At 41.7% G+C, this 21,745-nt stretch carries 23 protein-coding genes, 1 tRNA gene, 1 pseudogene and 1 riboswitch; of the genes and pseudogenes, 20 read left to right on the top strand and 5 right to left on the bottom strand.

From position 1 onward, the window contains the following. Positions 1 to 49: 49 nt before the first annotated feature. Positions 50 to 739, top strand: coding sequence for an IS200/IS605 family accessory protein TnpB-related protein (locus DWZ38_RS22625; protein ID WP_243000119.1), 690 nt, complete (start codon positions 50 to 52; stop codon positions 737 to 739). A gap of 770 nt (positions 740 to 1,509) precedes the next feature. Here the strand turns inward: DWZ38_RS22625 and DWZ38_RS02185 are convergent. Then, entirely contained in the window at positions 1,510 to 2,466 is a 957-nt protein-coding gene (locus DWZ38_RS02185; RefSeq protein WP_021926596.1) for an alpha/beta fold hydrolase, read from the bottom strand. A gap of 917 nt (positions 2,467 to 3,383) precedes the next feature. Here DWZ38_RS02185 and DWZ38_RS02180 point away from each other — a divergent pair. The 8 genes from DWZ38_RS02180 to DWZ38_RS02145 all read left to right on the top strand — a co-directional run bounded on the left by DWZ38_RS02180 (position 3,384) and on the right by DWZ38_RS02145 (position 9,563). Beyond that, positions 3,384 to 4,151 (top strand): AAA family ATPase, encoded by a 768-nt coding sequence (locus DWZ38_RS02180; RefSeq protein WP_021926597.1) that lies wholly within the window; start codon positions 3,384 to 3,386, stop codon positions 4,149 to 4,151. Then, positions 4,151 to 5,134 (top strand): ParB/RepB/Spo0J family partition protein, encoded by a 984-nt coding sequence (locus DWZ38_RS02175; protein ID WP_021926598.1) that lies wholly within the window; start codon positions 4,151 to 4,153, stop codon positions 5,132 to 5,134. Before DWZ38_RS02180 ends, DWZ38_RS02175 begins: the two co-directional genes overlap by 1 nt. A gap of 9 nt (positions 5,135 to 5,143) precedes the next feature. Continuing rightward, positions 5,144 to 5,668, top strand: coding sequence for a DUF4446 family protein (locus tag DWZ38_RS02170; RefSeq protein WP_021926599.1), 525 nt, complete (start codon positions 5,144 to 5,146; stop codon positions 5,666 to 5,668). 169 nt (positions 5,669 to 5,837) lie between these two features. After that, positions 5,838 to 7,133 (top strand): serine--tRNA ligase, encoded by a 1,296-nt coding sequence (serS, locus tag DWZ38_RS02165; RefSeq protein WP_117849593.1) that lies wholly within the window; start codon positions 5,838 to 5,840, stop codon positions 7,131 to 7,133. Positions 7,134 to 7,302: 169 nt separating this feature from the next. Next, positions 7,303 to 8,175 carry a DUF3881 family protein gene (locus DWZ38_RS02160; protein ID WP_021926601.1) on the top strand — a complete coding sequence of 291 codons (873 nt, stop codon included), beginning with the start codon at positions 7,303 to 7,305 and terminating at the stop codon, positions 8,173 to 8,175. A 152-nt stretch (positions 8,176 to 8,327) separates the two neighbouring features. After that, positions 8,328 to 8,624 (top strand): hypothetical protein, encoded by a 297-nt coding sequence (locus DWZ38_RS02155; protein ID WP_021926602.1) that lies wholly within the window; start codon positions 8,328 to 8,330, stop codon positions 8,622 to 8,624. A 55-nt stretch (positions 8,625 to 8,679) separates the two neighbouring features. Next, a complete protein-coding gene (locus DWZ38_RS02150; protein WP_195588337.1) occupies positions 8,680 to 9,093 on the top strand; it encodes a hypothetical protein in 414 nt (137 codons plus the stop codon). After that, a complete protein-coding gene (locus DWZ38_RS02145; RefSeq protein WP_117849588.1) occupies positions 9,075 to 9,563 on the top strand; it encodes a GGDEF domain-containing protein in 489 nt (162 codons plus the stop codon). Before DWZ38_RS02150 ends, DWZ38_RS02145 begins: the two co-directional genes overlap by 19 nt. A gap of 55 nt (positions 9,564 to 9,618) precedes the next feature. Here the strand turns inward: DWZ38_RS02145 and DWZ38_RS02140 are convergent, their stop codons facing one another. The 3 genes from DWZ38_RS02140 to DWZ38_RS02130 all read right to left on the bottom strand — a co-directional run bounded on the left by DWZ38_RS02140 (position 9,619) and on the right by DWZ38_RS02130 (position 11,238). After that, positions 9,619 to 10,593 (bottom strand): hypothetical protein, encoded by a 975-nt coding sequence (locus tag DWZ38_RS02140; protein WP_117849585.1) that lies wholly within the window; start codon positions 10,591 to 10,593, stop codon positions 9,619 to 9,621. A gap of 5 nt (positions 10,594 to 10,598) precedes the next feature. After that, entirely contained in the window at positions 10,599 to 11,057 is a 459-nt protein-coding gene (locus tag DWZ38_RS02135) for a DUF4869 domain-containing protein (RefSeq protein WP_021926607.1), read from the bottom strand. A gap of 109 nt (positions 11,058 to 11,166) precedes the next feature. Then, positions 11,167 to 11,238, bottom strand: a tRNA-Arg gene (locus DWZ38_RS02130). Between the two features lie 151 nt (positions 11,239 to 11,389). Then, positions 11,390 to 11,465, top strand: a riboswitch (cyclic di-GMP riboswitch). Positions 11,466 to 11,889: 424 nt separating this feature from the next. On the opposite strand from DWZ38_RS02130, the gene DWZ38_RS22620 reads away from it, so the two are divergent. The 3 genes from DWZ38_RS22620 to DWZ38_RS02115 all read left to right on the top strand — a co-directional run bounded on the left by DWZ38_RS22620 (position 11,890) and on the right by DWZ38_RS02115 (position 13,635). Next, entirely contained in the window at positions 11,890 to 12,264 is a 375-nt protein-coding gene (locus DWZ38_RS22620) for a hypothetical protein (RefSeq protein WP_243000118.1), read from the top strand. A gap of 144 nt (positions 12,265 to 12,408) precedes the next feature. After that, complete coding sequence (locus DWZ38_RS02120) at positions 12,409 to 12,864, top strand: YhcH/YjgK/YiaL family protein (RefSeq protein WP_021925344.1); 456 nt, start codon at positions 12,409 to 12,411, stop codon at positions 12,862 to 12,864. 150 nt (positions 12,865 to 13,014) lie between these two features. Continuing rightward, entirely contained in the window at positions 13,015 to 13,635 is a 621-nt protein-coding gene (locus DWZ38_RS02115) for a hypothetical protein (RefSeq protein WP_021925343.1), read from the top strand. Positions 13,636 to 13,707: 72 nt separating this feature from the next. Here DWZ38_RS02115 and DWZ38_RS02110 read toward each other — a convergent pair whose 3' ends face one another. Further along, the gene (locus DWZ38_RS02110; RefSeq protein ID WP_021925342.1) at positions 13,708 to 14,619 is read right to left on the bottom strand and encodes a LysR family transcriptional regulator; all 912 of its coding nucleotides are present in this window, start codon (positions 14,617 to 14,619) and stop codon (positions 13,708 to 13,710) included. 413 nt (positions 14,620 to 15,032) lie between these two features. Here DWZ38_RS02110 and DWZ38_RS02105 point away from each other — a divergent pair, with 413 nt between their 5' ends. The 8 genes and pseudogenes from DWZ38_RS02105 to DWZ38_RS02070 all read left to right on the top strand — a co-directional run bounded on the left by DWZ38_RS02105 (position 15,033) and on the right by DWZ38_RS02070 (position 21,675). Then, the gene (locus DWZ38_RS02105) at positions 15,033 to 16,298 is read left to right on the top strand and encodes an SLC13 family permease (protein WP_021925341.1); all 1,266 of its coding nucleotides are present in this window, start codon (positions 15,033 to 15,035) and stop codon (positions 16,296 to 16,298) included. Positions 16,299 to 16,398: 100 nt separating this feature from the next. Next, complete coding sequence (gene ttdA / locus DWZ38_RS02100) at positions 16,399 to 17,304, top strand: L(+)-tartrate dehydratase subunit alpha (protein WP_117849579.1); 906 nt, start codon at positions 16,399 to 16,401, stop codon at positions 17,302 to 17,304. Positions 17,305 to 17,319: 15 nt separating this feature from the next. Next, complete coding sequence (gene ttdB, locus DWZ38_RS02095) at positions 17,320 to 17,952, top strand: L(+)-tartrate dehydratase subunit beta (RefSeq protein WP_117849577.1); 633 nt, start codon at positions 17,320 to 17,322, stop codon at positions 17,950 to 17,952. A 39-nt stretch (positions 17,953 to 17,991) separates the two neighbouring features. Next, positions 17,992 to 18,369: pseudogene (locus DWZ38_RS02090) on the top strand (pyruvate formate lyase family protein); the annotation flags it as partial. A 67-nt stretch (positions 18,370 to 18,436) separates the two neighbouring features. Then, positions 18,437 to 18,655 carry a glycine radical domain-containing protein gene (locus tag DWZ38_RS02085; RefSeq protein WP_117849575.1) on the top strand — a complete coding sequence of 73 codons (219 nt, stop codon included), beginning with the start codon at positions 18,437 to 18,439 and terminating at the stop codon, positions 18,653 to 18,655. A 57-nt stretch (positions 18,656 to 18,712) separates the two neighbouring features. Next, entirely contained in the window at positions 18,713 to 19,198 is a 486-nt protein-coding gene (locus DWZ38_RS02080) for a hypothetical protein (RefSeq protein WP_021925284.1), read from the top strand. Positions 19,199 to 19,499: 301 nt separating this feature from the next. Beyond that, positions 19,500 to 20,015 (top strand): cysteine hydrolase, encoded by a 516-nt coding sequence (locus tag DWZ38_RS02075; protein ID WP_021925283.1) that lies wholly within the window; start codon positions 19,500 to 19,502, stop codon positions 20,013 to 20,015. Between the two features lie 76 nt (positions 20,016 to 20,091). Then, the gene (locus DWZ38_RS02070; protein WP_021925282.1) at positions 20,092 to 21,675 is read left to right on the top strand and encodes an AAA-like domain-containing protein; all 1,584 of its coding nucleotides are present in this window, start codon (positions 20,092 to 20,094) and stop codon (positions 21,673 to 21,675) included. Positions 21,676 to 21,745: the final 70 nt, after the last annotated feature.

Genomic DNA, 21,745 nt, shown 5'->3' with positions numbered 1-21,745 from the left:
AGAAATAACACTTACAAAAACACCGGTAAAAGAACAGGTCATCTGCAGTGTGGATCTGGGGATCAATACCGATGCAGTCTGTACCATTATGCGGGCAGACGGAACTGTCCTGGGAAGAAGATTTATCAATCATCCCAGTGAAAAAGACTGGATGTATCGCACGCTGGGACGGATCCGGAAGTTCCAGAGGGAACACGGCTCTGCGCAGTCACGGGGAAGATGGGCATATACGAAACGCCTGAATATAGAGCTGGGAAAGAAGATCGCAGGTGCAATCATAAGATATGCAGAGGAAAACCATGCAGATGTGATCGTATTCGAATATCTGGAAATGCAGGGGAAGATATCCGGAGAGAAAAAACAGAAACTGCATCTGTGGAGAAAACGGGATATCCAGAAACGCTGTGAACATCAGGCACATAGAAAAGGGATGCGGGTATCCAGAGTCTGCGCATGGGATACAAGCAGGCTTGCATATGATGGCTCCGGAAGGGTATCCCGTGACCCGAAAAACCACAGCCTCTGTGTATTCCAGACCGGAAAAAGATATAACTGTGATCTGTCAGCATCGTATAATATCGGGGCAAGATATTTTATCAGAGAACTTTTAAAACCCCTTCCGGCAACGGAAAGGTCTTTACTGGAGGCAAAAGTCCCTTCAGTAAAGCGTAGGATCTCATGTGTATATGCGGACTTAGGAGAATTATTTTTAGAAATGGAACTTTTAAGAGCAGCATAAACACAGGCAGATATACAGCGGACTACCTGTGATGTTGGAACCTGCCATATCTGGCATGGAAAAGCGCATGACTGCGCATATCCTAAGTTACAGGCGTATCCGCCGATATTTAGCCTTGTCGCTTAAAGCGACTGAGGAGCACGCGACTTTAGTCGTGTGAAATCCACTTACAAAGTACGAAAATAATGTCGGAAAATATATTAAAAGCACGAAAATGTGGACTGCCACAATAAAAGAATAATAAAAGTACTAAAAATAGCACTTTTGAAAGCAAAAGAGATAAAAATAGGACTTGCAAAAGAAAATAGCAATGAAAATCGACATAAAATAAAAGCGTCAGAACATACGCCTTACTAATAAGCGCGCAGGGAACGTTACATTAGAATACGCCTGAAAGATTATTCTTGCGTTTCACGTGCTTTGTTTCACAGAAAAACTTTTCTAGGCACAATCCAAAACACATTGTGCAAACAACAAACAAAACAATGAGGAAATATAAAAATAATAACAAAATACGTGCAGCCTAATTAGGAAAAATAATCCTGCCAAAAATAAAAAATATCAATATATTAGATGAAATGCGCAAAGAAAGAGATAAATAGCGAGAAAAAGATAATATTATGATGAAAATACATATCACAAAATGTGCAAAAGATAAGAAAATGAATAAGTGAACAATGAAAAAGTCTTGAAATGTTATTAAAAAACATTTCAAGACTTTGAAATAACAAAAGAAAAAGCGAGTATTGTTATATAAAAAATAAATGGCGTTAATCGAAAAACGCCCCAACCTGTTCGAGAAACGCTTCTACGTTTTCAATATGTGGGAAATGCTTGGAATAAGGAATGGTTGCGGACTCAATTGCTGGATTAGCTTTACAGTAGTCTTCTACAATTCCTGCACCGTTTGACTCGTCTTCGCCTTCTACAATATAAATACTGTTATCCAGTGTGCTGAGGGCATGACGAATGTTAATATTCATATATTTAGCACTTTGGCTTGAATATAAATACTTGGCATAGTAACCACCCTTATGAGCAGCTTCGTAGTAAGCGTCCAAAACATCACCATCTACGTGGAATGGATTGTAGTAAAGCTTATCCAGGAAGAAATCACTAATTGTTTCACGTGAAACATTTATATGATAAATAAAGGTTCCAAACACTGGCAGTTCTACGAGAAATTTAAATATTTTGTCTTTCTGAGTAGGAATCTGGGCCAGGGAAGCCATACTTACAGGATTGACAAACATAATTTTATTAATGTTTTCTTTGTCATATGCGGCAGCAGTAGTAACAAATGAACATGAGAAGCCACTGGCAATTATATCAGTCTTTTCTTTAATAACATTCTTGATAAAATCGCAGATGACCTGTACAAAGAGGAAATTAGTGTATGTAATTCCAGCTTTTTCAGAACGTCCGCATCCTAACAAATCGAGAGTATAAACTGTATGCTCCTGGGCAAGATGTTTCTCAACACGTGACCATTCATATCCACTTGCACCAGGCATGGCATCGTGGATCAAAAGAATAGGAGAACCGGTGCCTTTCTTTGTATAATATATTTTTCCGAAACGCCATTTGTAGTAGTTGTGGTTGGAAAAATCGAGCATTTCTTTTAATTGTGAAGAGGCAACAATCACTCTATTGGACAGATGGATGACACCAGCAGCGATAGTGGTTAAGGCAGCCAGAGTCAAAAGTTTGTGTTTACTTTCTTTCATTTTTATAGAGAACCTCCTTTGAATTTGTATGTATATTATACGCCTTACAGGTGAATTTTACAATAATTTTGTGGGATTTGTACACTCTGCGGTTGATATCTAAAAGGGCGGCTTAGTGAAGCAATCGTTGCCCGGACGCGAGTTCACAAGGTATATTCATCGCAGGTCGTCGCAACACTCCGCCAAGCTAACTGTCAACTGCGACTAAGCATCTCAGGAGAGCCTTCGATGCTAAGTCTCCGTAGACAGTGGATCTCGTCTACGTTAAGACCGCTCCTGAAATGACCTGCTCACGAATATACCTTGCGAGCTCACTGGTTACTGGTAAGGGGAATGCGCTAAAACGATACTTTTTCACTGGCGCTGGGGAGAGTTTTAACCAATACACAATATCTGCCCGTTATTATTAAGTGGTCATTTCGGGAGTAGAGATAAAATCTGAAGAATTTAATTAAGATCCGTTGTTCTATGCACAGTAATATCAAGTGTTCTTACAGGATGTTATGTAGCCGATTATCTTGGAATCAGTTTTAGCTGTAACTTTAAGCCATAACATTTCATGCGCATTGCATTCACTTCTGTGGAGCAATAGATTTCAACAACCAGATTTCCCCCGGAACACCTGGGGGAAAGCGTCCGCCTTGATTACCTAAACCGCCCTTTTACAAAGTATTGAGCCTATCATTAATAAATATCACCTACCCGTTTGAATTACATTCAAAGTGGGTATAATAATTTTAAAGATAAAAATAGACAATATTTTTACAAAATAAAAAGGCATTTTCTATGTTTCACGTGAAACATTATGTGGCACGATAATTTTAAAAGTGTTATAATAGCAATAGTTCTATGATAGGATTGAAGAAACTATGGAAAAGTGAAGCAATTCGAAAATCTTATGAAAGGGAGGGTTGATATTGGGCAGAACGATTGCAGTTGCAAATCAGAAAGGCGGCGTTGGTAAATCAACAACAGCGATTAACCTTTCGGCATGCCTTGCAGAACAGGGAAAGAAAGTTCTGACGATTGACATGGATCCTCAGGGAAATACTACCAGTGGATTAGGTGTTGACAAAAATGCAGTAGAAGATACCTTATATGAACTTCTGGTAGGACAGTCAGATGTTGAGACAACAATTGTAAAAGATGTAGTAGAAAATGTGGATTTAATACCGTCTAATGTAAATCTGTCTGGAGCAGAAATTGAGTTGGTCGGTATCGACAATAAAGAATACATATTGAAAGAGATTACAGATAAAGTAAAGGACAATTACGATTATATTATTATCGATTGTCCGCCATCTCTCAATATGCTCACCATCAATGCACTTACAGCAGCCACATCCGTACTGGTTCCAATCCAGTGCGAGTATTACGCATTGGAAGGTTTGTCACAGTTGATACATACAATTGATCTGGTCAAAGACAGACTGAACAACAATCTGGAAATCGAAGGCGTTGTATTCACTATGTATGATGCGCGCACCAACTTGTCACTGCAGGTAGTAGAGAATGTTAAGGAAAATCTGCAGCAGAATATTTACAAGACAATTATCCCAAGAAATGTCAGACTGGCAGAAGCTCCAAGCTATGGACAGCCGATCACGATTTACGATCCCAGATCTACCGGAGCAGAAAGCTATCGCCTTCTTGCAGAAGAAGTGATAAACAGGGAGGTTGAATAATGGCAGTCAAGAAGAAAGGACTTGGAAGAGGACTGGATGCTCTTTTCCCTGAGAAACCAGCAGAGAAGAAACCAGTACCAAAGCCCATTACAAAAGAAGTAAATCCAAAGCAGGAGGCTGAGAGTGTAAAAACTACAGTCCCCGCTTCAGACAAAAAAGAAATGACTGCAGATGCGCCGACAGAAGTAAAGAAAACAGAAATGCTTGTGAAAATCTCGAAAGTAGAGCCGAACAGAACTCAGCCAAGAAAACAGTTCGATGAGGATGCTCTGGTAGAATTATCAGAGTCCATTAAACAGTTCGGTATTTTACAACCGCTTCTGGTATCTGACAAAGGTGACTACTACGAGATCATTGCAGGCGAGAGAAGATGGCGAGCTGCCAAGCTGGCTGGCCTGAAAGAAGTTCCGGTTATTATCAAAGAGTTTAACGACCAGCAGGTTGTAGAGATTTCCCTGATTGAGAATATTCAGCGGGAAGACTTAAACCCGATTGAGGAGGCAATGGCCTACAAACGCCTGATCAATGAGTTTAAACTGAAACAGGACAGCATTGCTGAGCGAGTTTCCAAGAGCAGAACTGCAGTAACCAATTCCCTTCGTCTTCTGAAGCTGGACGAAAGAGTTCAGCAGATGCTCATTGACGAGATGATCTCAGCAGGACATGCCCGTGCCATCCTTGCTATTCCTGACAAGGACAAACAGGCAAGCGTGGCAATGAAGGTTTTCGACGAGAAGTTAAGTGTTCGCGAAACAGAGAAACTTGTGAAACATATTGTTGAACCGCCTAAGAAAAAAGCGGAAAAGCAGGTAAATACTGCGGAAGATGCAATATACGAAAGCCTCGAGGAGAAAATGAAGGGAATCGTAGGAACCCGGGTTTTCATCCACAGAAAGAAGAACAACAAAGGTAAAATTGAAATTGAATATTATTCCAGAGACGAACTGGAAAGAATCATTGAATTATTTGAATCAATAAGATAAGGAGTGTGCATGAGCAGTATTTTTGACAGCCTGGGAATGGACCCTGGCATCATTATTATTTTACTGTTGATTCTGACAATCGTTCTGGCTGTAAATGTATTCAGCAGCAAGATGCGGATCAGCCGCCTGGAACGTAAATACAAAGTGTTCATGAAAGGCAGTGACGCACAATCTCTTGAAAAAGTATTTGTACGCAAATTTGCCCAGATCGATCGTCTTTATGAAGCGAAAGAAGATCATGAACATGACATCAATCTGATCAAACACCATCTGGAAACCATGTTCAGTAAATATGGCGTTGAGAAGTATGATGCATTTGATGACGTTGGAGGTAAACTGAGCTTTGCGCTTGCACTTCTGGATCAGGATAATTCAGGTGTTATTCTGAATGCAGTGCACAGCAGAGACAACTGCTTCCTTTATCTGAAAGAAATCGTAAAGGGAGAGTCCTATGTGATGCTGAGCCAGGAAGAACTGGAAGCTTTACGAAAAGCTGTTAATTTCGGTCTGGAAAATATTGAGAAAGATGAATAAGGTTTTCTACAGAAACTTTCCTATATAACAGAGATTGAAGCAGCAATAAGAAATCAGCAAAAAATAATAAACAGGCATGTCGCCCGCCGGCGGTATTGTCTATATAATTCACAAATAAAAGAAATGAAAAATAACAGATACAAAAAACGTATCAGTACAGGAGGAAGACATGTTAGACATTAAATTTGTGAGAGAGAATCCGGAAGTGGTAAAGCAGAACATCCGAAACAAATTCCAGGACAGCAAACTGGAACTGGTTGACAAGGTTCTGGAGCTGGACAAAGAGAACCGTGAGATCAAACAGGAAGTTGAGGCACTCCGTGCAGAGAGAAATAAAATTTCCAAACAGATCGGTGCTCTTATGGGCCAGGGCAAGAGAGAAGAGGCTGAGGAAGTTAAGAAACAGGTTGCTGCGTCCGGCGAGCGTATCGAGGAGCTTTCCAAGAGAGAGAAAGAAGTAGAGGAAGAGCTTCTGAAAGATATGATGGTAATCCCGAACATCATTGATCCATCTGTACCGATTGGTAAAGATGACAGCGAGAACGTAGAAATTGAGAAATTCGGTGAGCCGGTTGTCCCGGACTTCGAAGTTCCATATCATACAGAGATTATGGAAGCTTTTGACGGAATCGATCTTGACAGCGCAAGACGTGTTGCTGGTAACGGATTCTACTATCTGATGGGCGATATTGCAAGACTTCATTCCGCAGTTATCGCATATGCCCGTGATTTCATGATCAACAGAGGCTTCACATACTGCGTACCGCCTTTCATGATCAGAAGCAACGTTGTTACTGGCGTTATGAGCTTTGCTGAGATGGATGCCATGATGTACAAGATTGAGGGCGAAGACCTTTACCTGATCGGAACCAGTGAGCATTCCATGATCGGTAAATTTATCGACCAGATCATTCCGGAAGAAGAGCTTCCGAAAACTCTTACAAGCTATTCTCCATGCTTCCGTAAAGAGAAAGGTGCTCACGGACTTGAGGAGAGAGGTGTATATCGTATCCATCAGTTCGAGAAACAGGAAATGATCGTAGTTTGCAAACCAGAAGAGAGCAAAATGTGGTTTGACAAGCTGTGGCAGAACACAGTAGATCTGTTCCGTTCCCTGGATATTCCGGTTCGTACACTGGAATGCTGCTCCGGTGACCTGGCAGACCTGAAAGTGAAATCTCTTGATGTTGAAGCATGGTCTCCAAGACAGAAGAAATACTTCGAGGTAGGAAGCTGCTCCAACCTTGGTGATGCACAGGCTCGTCGTCTGAAAATCCGTGTAAATGGAAAAGATGGCAAGAAATATCTTGCACATACCTTAAATAATACAGTAGTTGCTCCGCCAAGAATGCTGATCGCATTCCTTGAGAATAACCTGAATGCAGATGGAAGCGTAAATATTCCAGTTGCACTTCAGCCATACATGGGCGGAATGACAAAAATCGAGAAAAAGTCCAATAAATAAGACTTAATTTGACAAGAAACAACAAAGTCCGTAAAACAGAACTTTAAACTGAATTTCTGCTTTGCGGACGAAAAATAAAACAGTCACAAACGGCAGAAGAGAACATATCATATCGTACAAAAACATTATGAAATAAGAAGCCTAAATCATAGAATAGGGAGGTGATAGTGTGCACAGTTATTTAAGAGCTGTTGGCTTTTCGAAAGTGAAGTCACGCAAGGAAATGCAGGAAATTATCCGGGATGTGATGAGTACTTACGATGAAAAAATTGCGGTAGAAAATCATCCAGACGGAGTTTTTGTGGAATATTCCAAGAATTATGGCTGCGACTGCGGAATTACAGTCTGTGGGCAGTATGACGAGGAAAATGAGTTTCACGTGGAATATACATTTCCATTTTTTCGCGGCACAGGAATCACGACCCAGGAGCATGTAGTTGTGGAAAGACATTCTGAGAAAGAGTCCTATGCAGGTGCATGCGATGATTTGCGTCTTGGTGTGACTTTGATCTTTTATCTGCAGAATCCGGCAGAATATATGCTGGAGAAATATAAGGGAAATTTACGTGAGGGACAGCCGCTGACCATTACCGGACTTGCAAGAGAAGGAAAGATTCTTTTCCCGGTGCAGAAGGATAAGGAAGCTGTGAAAGTAGAGCGGGAGCTGACAAAGAACCGCAATAACCTGATCGCAGCAGCCAGAAACGGTGATGAGGAGGCCATGGAAGACCTTACCATGGAAGATATGGACACGTATTCCATGATTTCCGAGCGTATTGTGACAGATGATGTATTTACCATTGTAGATTCTTATTTTATGCCTCATGGAATCGAGTGTGACCAGTACAGTATTATGGGAGAAATCCTGGAATATGTCACATTCAAAAATATTCTCACAGGCGAAGAATTATGCCAGATGACAATTGAGTGCAATGATATTCAGTTTGATGTCTGCATAAACAAAGCCGATCTTCTTGGAGAACCGGAAGTTGGCCGGCGTTTCAAGGGATTGATCTGGCTGCAGGGACAGCTGCATTTTTAAGTAAGAACACCGCATGGGAAAGAAAAATAATTAAGATTTTCAGCAGAAGCCGACAGGGAACAAAAAACTCTGTCGGCTTTGTTTTAGATTGACAGCGGATTTGGGCGGGGTATATAATTGTAAAAAAGAGCAGTAAACTATCTGGAGATTTTATGAAAGTACAAATGTTTGAAAGTAAATCACCTTTTAAAGGACAACAAATAAAGCTAGGCCTGGCTGCTGTATTGGGATCTGCCGCGTTTCTGCTGGGAGGCTGTTCCCAGAACTTGGGGATAAATTCAGGAACAGATCAGGCTCAGGCGGAAGAAGAATCAGCAGTGGTGGATTATACCTGTATTTCCAACCCGGACAGCGAGAAAAAAATTACTGTTTATTTTATATCTGGCCGTCTGTCTGGCCATTATTGTGGCCGCGTACTTCCATCTCAGCAGAATTGCCCGGAAGTATAATACCGAACATCTGGAACTGATCACAAGCCTGTATGCGGAAAAAATGAATGATTCCATGGAATACCTGCAAAATTATGTACAGGAAGATGTGAAAATGATTCAGTCCATGGAAGGGGAGACACCGGAAAAAATTCTGGAGCGTCTGCAGAAGAATCTGAATCAGCAGGCACTGGAATCAGAGCAATCCTTTAATTCAGATCCCTATCAGTCCAGCCAGACTGGAAATATGATTATGACAGTTTTTGTCCCGGTGAAGGATTCCTCGCAGATTCACAGTCTGTATGTGTCTATTATGATAGAGAACCTCAGACAGCTGGGAGTTTATGAACTGCTTCAGGGAAAAATCAGTGTTCAGCTGTTAAATGCGAATTCACAGAATTATGTTACCTGTATCAGCAGCGGTGATGTCAATGCATCGGGAAGCTGGAAAAAAAGGATAAACAGCTTTATATGGGACTGTCCGCTATAGATTTTCTTACCGGAATCCTTAACCGCCGGGCATTTCAGAAGTCTGTGGAAGATGAAATGTATAAAAAGACGCCGGGGGTTTTCATTTTTATTGATGTGGATAATTTCAAAAGCTATAACGATACATATGGACATAATAATGGAGACTTCTGCCTGAAGCATTTTGCAGAAACCATGAAGAAGTGTTTCCCTGCGGAAAGTATTATCGGCCGATATGGCGGTGACGAGTTTGTAGTTTATTTAAAGAACCTGACGGTGGAAGAAGTGCAGAACTATATGGCAGATTTCCAGAGGATGATTTCTCACTTGACGCTTCCAACCGGCGAACAGGTGCAGCTGTCAGCCAGCGCCGGCGGAGCCGCTTTCCCAGATCAGGGCGAAGATTTCATCTCCCTGTGCCGAAACGCCGATTCCGCGTTGTATAACGTGAAACAAAATGGAAAGGCTGCGTTTAAGATGAAAGAGAAGTAAGTTAAGCAGACTTATAGATAATCGCCGAGCCACCTTGAAGCGAGTGGCCCGGCGATTATACCCATTTAATCAATTTCATAAATTTCTTTACTGAATTTATAACTTTAGAAGACAAATATGCTTTTGAGAGTTTCTTTTTGGTGTAAGACCATACAGAAGAAGTTTTGGTTTTATCTATCAGCAGTGCAGTAAAAAATCTTTCCCAGCTGACAAAGTCCTTGCTTTCTATATAGTCTTCCGGTTTTTGCAAAATATTTTGCACATTTATATTTGGTATAATATTGCAGGAGAGCAACAGCCATTCAAAAGATTCCGGCGCATATAGCGCCGCATTTTCGATGTTATTTAAATATACATTTAGCTCACGCATTTCAGAACCAAAAGCAGCTCCATCAGCTATAATAAGTTTTGTTCCTTTTATATCTCGATTTTCTTCCAGCTTTTGAATGATATTTGATTTTCCATCTGCTGAAATACAAGTAATCTTTTGAGCTTTTGCTAATTCAGAAAAAAATTGGTAACCGGAATTGGAATCTTCTGTAATTATCATTTGCGGAACTATGGTAGTTTCTGCGGAAATTTCACCGTATAAATGATACAGTTCGTTATAAGTCTGTCTGGTATTATGGAATTTGCCGGATTCACGAAAACCGTATATTTCATTAATGCTGTAGGGAAGCGTTGGAAGCTTTTCGCGGGTTGCAATTACGAAATAGTTATCAGAACCTTGTACCAGTTCTGCAAATTTTTTTGACTTTAGAAAACGATTTCCCTCATCAATAAATATGATGCTATCTGAAATTTCTTTTAATTCTCTTTCCCAGTCTTCACTATCAATTGTACGGCATGCACGGTCACAAGAGAGTTGTACTCCGCTGTCAGCACCGTATCTTCTGTAATCATGAATGAGATCAATTAATACGGTTTTTCCTGAACCACTGTCTCCTGTAAGAATTGTGATATTTCGTTTTATAATAAAATCATATTTTACTTTTCGTGATTCAACAATTATTCTATGAGAACCTTTCATGCTTATCACTCCGGTTTCATTTCATTTAGATATTTACTGGCTATTGGAAGCAGTTCACGCATGGAATGGACAAGTTCGCCTCCGTTTTTTACTTTTATTTCAAAGGCAGTATTTTTTCCAAAGTCCATCATATGCCTGAGATTAATTGTTATGTCCTTGATCTTTCCAATTTCTAACAGCCATTTTGCGCAATTATCACCACATGCAGATGCATTAAAAATTTTGTCTGGCTCATTTAGAATCAATAACAAAGTCTTGACTCCGCCAGATAATCTTTCTGGTGGGATTTGTCCCAGAACAGGACTGCTAATACATTCACTGCTTAAAATATTTGAGTGATCAATATCTTCAACCATTTTTCTGGCAAGTTCTGTTTCAAACCATTCCGGATCATAAGTATTTTTAAAATAAACATTCGTATTGTAAATACTTTGCGGTTCGTCTCCGTATATGATTGTCAGCATATAATGCCTCCGATGCAGATATAAATTTTGAGCTGTCAGTCTGGGAAAAACAAAAAGCGAGTGAAATTCCAACACCTCCGTTGGAGTTTCACCCGCTTTCCTAGATAAGCGTCCCGTGCGGGAATCGAACCCACAGCTAGCGCTTAGGAGGCGCTTGTTTTATCCGTTAAACTAACAGGACAAATCTGTAGGTACAATTGTACTATATTTAGAAACAAATTACAAGGTTTTTCTTTCGTGAGGAAATGGCAAAACGGATAAAAATAAATTAGGAAACCTGTTGAAAAACAATTGCAATTCAGAGAGAGATTGTATACAATGTTCTAAACAAATTTATAAATGGGCAAAGCAGTCGAAAGGCTGTGACGCAAAACTATAGGGCCTGTAAAATGGCAGCCAGCTGCAGAATAATCGGGATAGGAACACATACTATGGCGAATGCTGCAGTATGTGTTTTTTTATATAGATGGAGTAGAGTGAAAATGAAGAAACAGTTATATAAAGAGGAACTTTTGTATTCCGTTGAGGAACTGTAGCTTAGTGAGGAAGCTTATTCTGCAATACAATCAACAATTTACCACAATCACGCCGTTGGTTTTATTGCAGGATATTATGATGAAAATTTGACGATTGCTTATATCAGTGAATTTTTCCTGCATAATCTTGGGTACAGCTATGAGGAATTTATGAACAGAACCTCTGGATCACTGAAAAATGTGGTTTATGGAAAAAACTGTGCTTATATTGAAAATGATCGGTTTCGATATATCAGCGGTAAAGGCGAAATGCAGATGCAGGAGAATCTTAAGCTTATCAGCCAGGGGATCAAATTGTGGCAGCTATGGCGTCTAAGTTTAAGACGGTTTCCAGTGAGCTTACCCTGGAAGAGGCCTTTTCCCCGGAAAATATCAGGAGCAGGCTGAAAAAGCCGGAGGATATTTTCCGGTTCGAGTACTGCACAATGAATGAGAAGCAGTTTAAATCCATAGCAATTTCTCCGCTGGCATGGACTGAAGGGGAGAACAGGCAGGCGGCAGCAATCCGTTCGCTCCACAAACAGGACGGAAAAACTATCCCCATTGTAGCCATGACTGCCAATGCCTTTGCAGAAGACATTTTGCTTGCCAAAAATGCAGGAATGAACGAACACATCTCCAAACCACTGGACATGACACGGCTCAGGGATGTGCTGAGACGGTGGCTGTAGAGACGTATTTTCTCGAAAAGAAAATCAGAAGTCAGGCAAAATGTAATGGCGCGAATCCATTTAAACTAATATAATCAAATTACCTGAAAAACAGAGGACTGCGATGATGAAGCAGTCAAGTAAAAAATGGAGGGGGAAGTTTTTATGATTACAGATTATGCGGACAAGCTGCATCTTTATGGAGATTTGCAGGAGTATGCAGACATGGTTCTGGCATTTATTGAGAAGCAGAAGAAGGAAAATCTTCCGGCGGGCAGATATGATCTGGAAAATGGTGTGTTTGCCTCTGTGCAGAGTTATACTACAAGACCGTTAGAGGGCTCACAGATGGAATCCCACAAGAAATATTGTGATTTACAGTATCTAATAGAGGGAAAAGAGAAAATCTACTGGGCTTCTTTGCGGAATCTTACAGTGGAGAATGACATGACACCGGAGAGTGATTCTATTCTTTATGTGGCTGGTCCATGGCAGGGGTATACGGTACTGGAGCCGGGAATGTTCGGCTTCTATGCACCGGATGACGGACACATGCCAGGAGTTGCAGCAGACGAGCCGGCACCTGCGAAGAAAATTGTGTTTAAGATTCCAGTGAAATAAGCTGTTTGTGACGGAAGGGAAATACAATATAATTTCTTATTGAAAAAACAGGAACCATATAATATGCTGCTTATAAGTATCATGCTTGTAAGTAGCATTTTTATAATGACATATTATTTGAGGAGTTGTACAAAAGAGGGGGCATAAATCGTGAAAAATCCATTGCATTATCAGATTTCAGAATATGACTGCGGACCCACATCCATGTTGAATGCGATTATTTATCTGTTTGACAGGGATGAGATCCCGCCGGAGGTGATCCGAAATACCATGCTTTACTGTCTGGACTGCTACAGCAAAGAAGGCATTCCGGGAAAAAGAGGTACATCCAGGGCGGCCATGATGTTTCTTTCCAATTGGCTGAATGAGTTTGGGAACCTTGGGATGATGACGGTAAGCAGTGAATATTTGTCGGGATCTGAGGTGTACATAGGTCCGGGGAGTAGGATTAACCAGGCACTGAGTCATGGCGGGGCAGCCGTGGTAAGACTGTTTCTGGATGAACCCCATTATGTGCTCCTTACCGGAGTGAAGGACGGCAGTATTTTGCTGTTTGATCCTTATTATTGGGATGAGCCTTACGAGGAAAAAGATATCCTCATTGATCTGGAACATCCAAGAGCATACAACCGGGAAGTGCCTTTCCGGTATTTCAACCGTGAAGAAGACGTCCTGTATGCCCTTGGAAAAGTAAATGCCCGGGAGGCTGTGCTGGTTTATAATGAGAAAACCAGAGTGCCGGTGGAAGAGGTTATTGAGTACTTTATTTAGTAAAATTGGAAAGATACTACTTATGAGTATATTACTGGTAAGTAGTATCTTTTTGTATTCTGATGATTAACTTTACGGCGCAGAACTCTTCTGCGTCAGCGGATGTTCCCTGTAGTACATCCTGGTAAAGTTCAGGAATTTCTGCATATCTCCGCTGATGTATTTTCCCTTTTTCCAGACCATTCCAATTTTTACGCGAACAGGCGGATTAAGGGGAATGCCGACGATCCCGGAGCTGGCAAATTTGTCAGTCATGCTGGTATAAAGGAAGCAGCCGTATTTTCCGGTTTTTACAAACTGCAGGGTCGTGTAGATCTGGCTGCTGCGCATGACGATATTAGGCGTGTAGCCGTCCATTTCGAACCGTGTTTTTAACAGCTGGTTCTGCACGGAATCAGCGTTGAAGAAAACCATATCTTCTTTTGACATTTCTTTGGTAGTAACCGATTTTTTGTCCGCCAGTCGGTGGTCTTTACTCACACAAAAAACAACCTGGTCATTTGCCAGAACCGCATTATGGAATTTATCAATATTATACTGCTCCATATTAACCAGAGCCAGATCCAGGGTGTCATCCTGAACCAGATTGCAGGCGCGGACAGAGCCGTATTCTTCCAGAACGACAGCAATTTCCGGATGCTCCCGGCGAAAGGCAGTGAGCAGTTCCGGAAAAAAGACCGTGCTCAGCATGGGCGGAATCCCGATGCGAAGAGGCGGTTTCACTCTTGCCATGCTGGAGTAGTCAGCCTGAAGCTCGGTGCAGTACTGAAGAATGTAGGTGGCTTTTTCGTAAAGTGCCTCTCCCTCCTGGGTAAGGATCAGCTGATTTCCTTTCCGGTAAAAAAGACTGATTCCAAATTCGATTTCCAGGTCACGGATGGCTACGGACACGGTGGGCTGGGTGACATATAATTCTTCGGCTGCTTTGGTGATGCTGTGGCAGCGGCTGGCAGTGCAGAAGTAGCGGAGTTGATTAAGAGTCATAATAGGCACCTCTAAATTACATTTTTGTATAAAGTAAGGTTTACATAAAGCAAATCCAAGTGGTTATTCTGATTTAGAAAAGTCTTGAAATCTATATCTTTCTGGCTCATTTCCTCTTAAAAATACCACATACCTATAATAATTTCCATATTTATTTCAAATAATTGCTATCTCATAGCAATATTGCACAAAAACTACACCTGGAAATTGAGACTATAAAAAATTTTTATGGGGTTATGCAACCCATTAATTTGTTTTTTTACAGGTACACAGGCTATAATAAAGTCATCAAAAGAAACGTGTACGGCCGATACTTTTCAGGAGAAAAATAAGACGGAAAATAGAGACAGAAGAAATACAAAGCGAAAAAATGCGAAACAAAAAAAGCAAACACGTGAAAGGAGAGTACAGAAATGTCTCACACAACTATCACATTGCTGTTTCTTGTGTTCACCATCATTAGTTTCATCCTCGAAAAAATTCCACTTGGGCTCACTGCTTCCATCTGTGCGATTGGATTGACGATCACCGGAGTTTTGGATGTATCTACAACGTTTTCACAGTACGTAAACAGCAACGTAATCCTCTGCGTCGGAATGTTCGTAGTAGGACAGGCACTATTTGAAACAGGAATGGCAAATAAAATCGGAGGTCTGGTTACCAAATTTGCCAGAACAGAAAAAACACTGATCATCGCGATCATGGTCATCGTAGGCGTGATGTCAGGATTCTTATCCAACACAGGTACAGCAGCAGTGCTGATCCCCGTAGTCTGTGGAATCGCCGATGAATCTGGCTATTCAAGAAGCCGCCTTCTGATGCCGCTGGTATTTGCAGCAGCACTTGGCGGAAATCTTTCCATCATCGGCGCACCAGGAAACCTGATGGGAGTCAATGCACTCCAGGAAATGGGACTTTCCATAAGCTTCTTCATGTATGCACCAGTTGGAATTCCGATGCTGATCGTTGGAATCCTCTACTTCATTTTCATCGGATACAAGTTCCTTCCGGATGGAAAAGGCGTCGCAGGGGCAGCAGTGGAAGAACAGAAAGATTTCAGTGATGTTCCAAAATGGAAACAGATCGTTTCATTAGTAGTTCTGGTTCTTGTAATCCTTGCAATGATCTTCGAGGAAGTGATCGGAATCAGCATTCAGCTTTCCGCATGCATCGGTGCAATTGTTCTGGTAGTGACAGGAGTTCTTTCTGAAAAAGAAGCGCTGGCTTCCATCGACCTGAAGGTTGTACTTCTTTTCGGCGGATCGCTGACACTGGCAAAAGCACTGGACACAACTGGTGCCGGAGAACTGATTGCAGACAAGATCGTTGGACTTCTTGGTGCAGATCCGAACCCGATCGTACTTCTTCTGGTAATCTTCATTGTAACCTGTGCACTGACAAACTTTATGTCAAACACAGCAACTACCGCATTGATGATTCCAATTGCAGTCTCCCTTGCAAACAACCTTGGAGCAGATCCAAGAGCAGTGGTTATCGCGACTGTAATCGCAGGCTCCTGTGCATATGCAACACCGATTGGAATGCCTGCAAACACCATGGTAGTAGGACTTGGAGGATATAAATTCAAGGATTACGTGAAATCAGGCTTGCCGCTGATTCTGGTATCCTTTGTGATCTGTATGATCTTACTGCCGATCCTTTTCCCGTTCTATCCGTAAGAGATGAGGAAATAAAGCAGGAACTATACTGCTTTAGATAAATAATAACCAAAAATCAAATGCCAAAAATATCAACCATTTAATAATCAGGAGGTAAATCATGACTAAAGAAAATGGAGTTAAAGTATTAACAGACATGGTAGCAGATTTTGTTGCCCATATTGGAAAAAAATTACCGGATGACGTAGTAGCAAAGCTGGAAGAGCTTGGTTCCCAGGAAAGCGCAGCACTTCCAAAGGTACTTTATGAGACAATGACCAAGAACCAGGGACTGGCTGTAGAGCTGAACCGTCCGAGCTGCCAGGATACAGGAGTTCTTCAGTTCTGGCTGAAATGCGGAACAAATTTCCCTTACATCAATGAACTGGAAGCACTTCTCAAAGAAGCAGTTGTACAGGCTACTTTCGCAGCGCCTTTAAGACACAACTCAGTAGAGACCTTCGATGAGTACAACACAAAGAGAAACGTTGGAAAAGGAACTCCGACTGTATGGTGGGATATCGTTCCGAACAGTGATAAATGTGAGATTTACGCATACATGGCAGGCGGCGGATGTACTCTTCCGGGAAAAGCAATGGTACTTATGCCAGGCGCAGGCTATGAGGGCGTTACTGATTTCGTTCTGGACCAGATGACAACATATGGACTGAATGCTTGTCCTCCGCTTCTTGTTGGCGTAGGTGTAGGAACCTCTGTAGAGACCGCAGCCCTTAACTCCAAGAAAGCCCTGATGCGTCCGATCGGTTCTCACAATGACAACGCAAACGCAGCAAAAATGGAAAAGCTTCTGGAAGACGGAATCAACGCGATTGGCCTTGGACCGCAGGGAATGGGCGGAAAATATTCTGTAATGGGAGTAAACATTGAGAACACAGCTCGTCATCCATCCACAATCGGTGTTGCAGTAAACGTAGGCTGCTGGTCACACCGCCGTGGTCACCTTATTGTAAATTCTGACCTTACAGTAACCTGTGATACACATTCCACATGGAAATTCAACGCATAATCGGAGGGAAAAATCATGATCGAAATCAGAGGAGATAAAAAAGTTCTTATTACACCAATCAGTGCAGAAGACCTGGCTGATATCAAAATCGGCGATATTGTTTGGCTGGACGGAGATCTGATGACCTGCCGTGACGTAGCTCACCGCCGTCTGGTTGAGTATGGAAGAGAGCTTCCATATGACATCAAAGACAAAGCAATTTTCCATGCGGGTCCTATTGTCCGCAAGATTGAGGGAACAGAGGATAATTACGAAATGGTTTCTGTTGGACCGACAACCTCCATGCGTATGGAGAAATTCGAGTATGAATTTACCAAATTAACAGGCGTAAGAGTGATCGTAGGAAAAGGCGGAATGGGCCCGAACACAGAGCGCGCATGTAAGGAATTTGGTGCAATCCACTGCGTATTCCCGGCTGGCTGTGCAGTAGTAGCTGCAACAGAGGTTGAGAAGATTGTAGAGCATCACTGGGATGAGCTTGGAATGCCGGAGACTTTATGGTGCAACAAGGTAAAAGAATTTGGTCCGCTGATCGTATCCATCGATGCACAGGGACGCAACCTGTTCGAAGAGAACAAGGTAATTTTCAACGAGAGAAAAGAAGCTGCAAAGCAGGCTATCTATCCGGAAGTTAAATTTATCAAATAAAAAGCTTACACAAAATAAAGGAGGAGAAAGGCAATGCCAATGACAGCCCCGGGAAAGTTTGACAGTAATGGAGCATGGGACGGATTTCGCGGAGAAATCTGGCAGGAAGAAATCAATGTCCGTGACTTTATCCAGAAAAACTACACACCATATGATGGTGACGAGTCATTTCTGACAGGTCCTACATCCAGAACAGAAAAGTTATGGAACCATGTTCAGAAGCTTCAGAAGGAAGAGCGCGAGAAAGGCGGCGTGCTGGAATGTGAAACAGAAGTGGTTTCCGGACTTACCGCATATGGTCCTGGCTATATCAGTGAGGATATGAAGGATCTGGAACAGATTGTAGGTCTTCAGACAGACAAGCCGCTGAAACGTGCATTTATGCCTTACGGTGGAATCCGTATGGCAGTGCAGGCAGCAGAAACATGTATGATGATGTAATCCGTATGCACTTGGACATGAGGATGAGGAGCGCAAGAATAACCTGGTTCAGATTCTGGACGGATATTTTGCACAGGATGCCCATCACCTGAATGTAAACGTATTTGGCACAGAGAAATTGATCGATGCAATGGAGCATCCGGAAAAAGAGGAGTATCAGAATTTTACCATCCGTGTTTCCGGTTATGCTGTGAAGTTTATTTCCTTAACAAAGAAACAGCAGCTTGATGTTATTGCACGTACCTGCCATAAGACACTGTAGGAATCAGGCTGGGGTCAAAAAAACCAGCTGATAACGGCATAGTCAGGAGTGCTGCGAATGGGACCACAGGAAATGCTGGACAGAGCTGAAGTGAAAAACAAGTGGCAGCTTACGCCGCTGAAAAACTTCAAATCGCCCCGTCTGACAGAACGTATGTGGCGTACAGCTCTGGTAGTGTTGATTACTTCTGTTATTTATGAATATCCTTTGGGAGGGCGAAATCCCTGTTTTGCACTGATCGGTGCAGTGTACGGGGTGGGAAGCCAGTTTGAGGAGGGCTTCCACAATGGAATTAACCGGGTGATCGGAACTCTTGTAGGCGGTCTTCTGGTAATTCCCTTTCATAGGCTGTATACCAGTCAGCCTTTTGGAATACCTGACTGGATATGGCTTGTAACAGGGCTTTGTCTTGTACTCTGGTGCAATTTTGCACTGGGTGCAGATTCTGCAATTCAGCCTGGAATCGTCATTTATTTCGTTGTTATGTTTACAGTCGGAAAAGAAAGGGTTTTTCTATACACAATCGCAAGAACCGTACCATGAGGGAAAAAGAACGTGAAAACTTTGGTACGGATGATGATAAAAATTTCTCCGCTATCGTTTCAAAAATAAAAGATAAACACCTCTAACGTATTGATTAAAGGGTAAGATGAAAAAGGAAAGCAGTCGGCAGGTCACAACCCTATACAGGGCCTGGCGGCTGTTTTTTGTGTCCCGTAGAAGCGGCTTTCTTGTATAAGGGTATGTACGAAATTCGGATAAGGTGATATAGTAAGAAAAAGTATGTTTTCGAAAAAATTATGATGAATTTATCAGGGCGTGAAAAACACAAAGGGGGAACAGCATGGATATTTTAGTTGTGATCGATATGCAGAATGATTTTATAGACGGGGCGCTTGGCACGCCAGAGGCGGAAGCAATTGTGCCCAATGTGGTAGACAGAGTGAAGAATTTCAATGGACTTGTTCTGGCTACAAGGGATACACATGGCGGAGATTACCTGCAGACCCAGGAGGGCAGAAAGCTCCCGGTGGAGCATTGCATCCGGGGAACCTATGGCTGGGAAATCCGCGAGGAGATCGCGGAACTTCTGGAGTCCGGTCCCATTGACAAGCCTACTTTCGGCAGTGAAACTCTTGGAAAAGTTCTGAAGGAGTTCAATAAATCAGAAGCCATCGACAGCATTACACTGGTGGGACTTTGCACCGACATCTGCGTCATCTCCAATGCTATGCTGCTCAAAGCATTTCTTCCAGAGGTGCCGATCATTGTAGATTCCCTCTGCTGCGCAGGAGTAACCCCGGAAAGCCACGAGAGAGCACTGGAAGCCATGAAGGCCTGCCAGATCGAGGTAATTTAAATTTAATTGGCGGATTGCGGACAGGAATAAAATTGGGTATACTTTTTTATAAATGACAGATGGAGGAGGTGTTTGTATGAAGAAAAGGTTTTGCACTACAGGAACATGTATTCCGGAAAAGAATTATATGGTAGATATCAGTGGCAGAATTGACCGGATTATCAGTGAATACATTGAAAACGGGCAGTATTTTACCATAAATCGTGCAAGACAATATGGAAAAACAACCACACTCTATTTGCTTGAAAAAAGATTAAGGGAGAATTATATTGTATTGAGTCTGAGCTTTGAATCTGCGGATGAATATTTTCAGTCACTTTCCAGTCTGGCAGAAGGTCTTATGCTGGATATAGGCGATTGTTTGAAAGAACAAAATGCGGATGAGAAAATAGTAGAAGAATGGTATCAGCCTATTTTGGAAAAATTTCCCTTGCGCTCGTTGGGAGCAAAGATCAGTTCCCTGTGTAAAGCGTGCGGTCAGCCAGTGATCCTTATGATCGATGAGGTGGACAAAAGCTCAGATAATCAGATCTTTTTATCATTTCTTGGGCTTCTTCGCGAAAAGTATCTTCGTATGCAGCAGGGAAAAGATCAGACTTTCCAGTCGGTTGTTTTGGCAGGCGTATATGATATAAAGACTTTGAAGGTGAAAATACATCCTGAAGAAGAGTCAAAATATAACAGTCCATGGAATATTGCAGTAGATTTTGATATAAGTATGGACTTTTCCATCCAGGATATTAGAGCTATGCTGCTGGAATATGAGAGTGATTTTAAAACTGGAATGGATATAGAGCAGGTAAGTGAATTTTTGTACAATTATACTTCCGGTTATCCATATCTGGTGTCACGGCTTTGTCAGCTAGTGGATGAAAGAGTTTCGGGAAGTGAGCTTTTTCCTACTAAGAAGGAAGGCTGGAGTAAGGATGGGCTTCTTACGGCGGTGAAGATGCTGTTGGGAGAAAAGAACACACTATTTGACGATATGGTGAAAAAGCTGTCAGATTATCCGAAATTGAAGGAAATGCTCCAAAGTATTTTGTTTGGCGGAGTAAGTTTCCCATTTAAGATTGAAAATCCATTAGTTAATCTGGGAGTGACTTTTGGATTTTTAAAAGATAGGAATGGGCTTACTGCAGTATCCAATCGAATTTTTGAAACACAATTATATGATTTGTTTTTGGCGGAAATGGCGATTAACAGTGAATTGTATAAGGATGCCGGGATAGAACGTAATCGATTTATTGTGTCCGGAATGCTTCCGATGGATCTGGTGATGGAAAAATTTTGTGAGCATTATGAAGAAATATATGCAGAAAACGATCAAAAATTTATAGAGGAAAATGGAAGAAAACTTTTCTTACTTTATTTAAAACCTATTATAAATGGAACGGGAAATTATTATATTGAGGCCAGAACCAGGGATAGCAGAAGGACGGATGTAATCGTTGATTATAAGGGAAAACGCTTTATAATTGAATTGAAAATCTGGAGGGGAAACGAATATAATACCCGTGGAGAGCAGCAGCTTTTTGAATATTTGGAATTTTATAAGATGGAAAAAGGATATTTGCTGAGCTTTAATTTTAATAAGTCTAAAAAGACCGGAATCCGGGAAATCAGTTATGAGGGGAAACGAATTTTGGAAGTGGTTGTTTAGTAAAATAATCGCGGATTCTGCCAATTTCATTGACAAATGCAAAATATTATATTAAACTCAGTTTGCATGA

Source organism: Ruminococcus sp. AF31-8BH (assembly GCF_003460605.1).
Classification (GTDB): Bacteria; Bacillota; Clostridia; order Lachnospirales; family Lachnospiraceae; genus Blautia_A; species Blautia_A acetigignens.
The sequence above is the reverse complement of the archived record's forward strand: the minus strand, read 5'-3'. Positions and strand labels throughout refer to the sequence as shown.

What these genes read in the sequence shown, in the direction of transcription:
- DWZ38_RS02185 (WP_021926596.1), bottom strand. Translation starts at nt 2,466, where the DNA reads ATGAAAGAAAGTAAACACAAACTTTTGACTCTGGCTGCCTTAACCACT.
- DWZ38_RS02110 (WP_021925342.1), bottom strand. Translation starts at nt 14,619, where the DNA reads ATGACTCTTAATCAACTCCGCTACTTCTGCACTGCCAGCCGCTGCCAC.
- DWZ38_RS02120 (WP_021925344.1), top strand. Translation starts at nt 12,409, where the DNA reads ATGATTACAGATTATGCGGACAAGCTGCATCTTTATGGAGATTTGCAG.
- serS (WP_117849593.1), top strand. Translation starts at nt 5,838, where the DNA reads ATGTTAGACATTAAATTTGTGAGAGAGAATCCGGAAGTGGTAAAGCAG.
- DWZ38_RS02140 (WP_117849585.1), bottom strand. Translation starts at nt 10,593, where the DNA reads ATGAAAGGTTCTCATAGAATAATTGTTGAATCACGAAAAGTAAAATAT.
- DWZ38_RS02145 (WP_117849588.1), top strand. Translation starts at nt 9,075, where the DNA reads ATGGGACTGTCCGCTATAGATTTTCTTACCGGAATCCTTAACCGCCGG.
- DWZ38_RS02175 (WP_021926598.1), top strand. Translation starts at nt 4,151, where the DNA reads ATGGCAGTCAAGAAGAAAGGACTTGGAAGAGGACTGGATGCTCTTTTC.
- DWZ38_RS02150 (WP_195588337.1), top strand. Translation starts at nt 8,680, where the DNA reads ATGGAATACCTGCAAAATTATGTACAGGAAGATGTGAAAATGATTCAG.
- DWZ38_RS02155 (WP_021926602.1), top strand. Translation starts at nt 8,328, where the DNA reads ATGAAAGTACAAATGTTTGAAAGTAAATCACCTTTTAAAGGACAACAA.
- DWZ38_RS02170 (WP_021926599.1), top strand. Translation starts at nt 5,144, where the DNA reads ATGAGCAGTATTTTTGACAGCCTGGGAATGGACCCTGGCATCATTATT.
- DWZ38_RS02070 (WP_021925282.1), top strand. Translation starts at nt 20,092, where the DNA reads ATGAAGAAAAGGTTTTGCACTACAGGAACATGTATTCCGGAAAAGAAT.
- DWZ38_RS02135 (WP_021926607.1), bottom strand. Translation starts at nt 11,057, where the DNA reads ATGCTGACAATCATATACGGAGACGAACCGCAAAGTATTTACAATACG.
- DWZ38_RS02105 (WP_021925341.1), top strand. Translation starts at nt 15,033, where the DNA reads ATGTCTCACACAACTATCACATTGCTGTTTCTTGTGTTCACCATCATT.
- DWZ38_RS02080 (WP_021925284.1), top strand. Translation starts at nt 18,713, where the DNA reads ATGGGACCACAGGAAATGCTGGACAGAGCTGAAGTGAAAAACAAGTGG.
- DWZ38_RS02075 (WP_021925283.1), top strand. Translation starts at nt 19,500, where the DNA reads ATGGATATTTTAGTTGTGATCGATATGCAGAATGATTTTATAGACGGG.
- ttdB (WP_117849577.1), top strand. Translation starts at nt 17,320, where the DNA reads ATGATCGAAATCAGAGGAGATAAAAAAGTTCTTATTACACCAATCAGT.
- ttdA (WP_117849579.1), top strand. Translation starts at nt 16,399, where the DNA reads ATGACTAAAGAAAATGGAGTTAAAGTATTAACAGACATGGTAGCAGAT.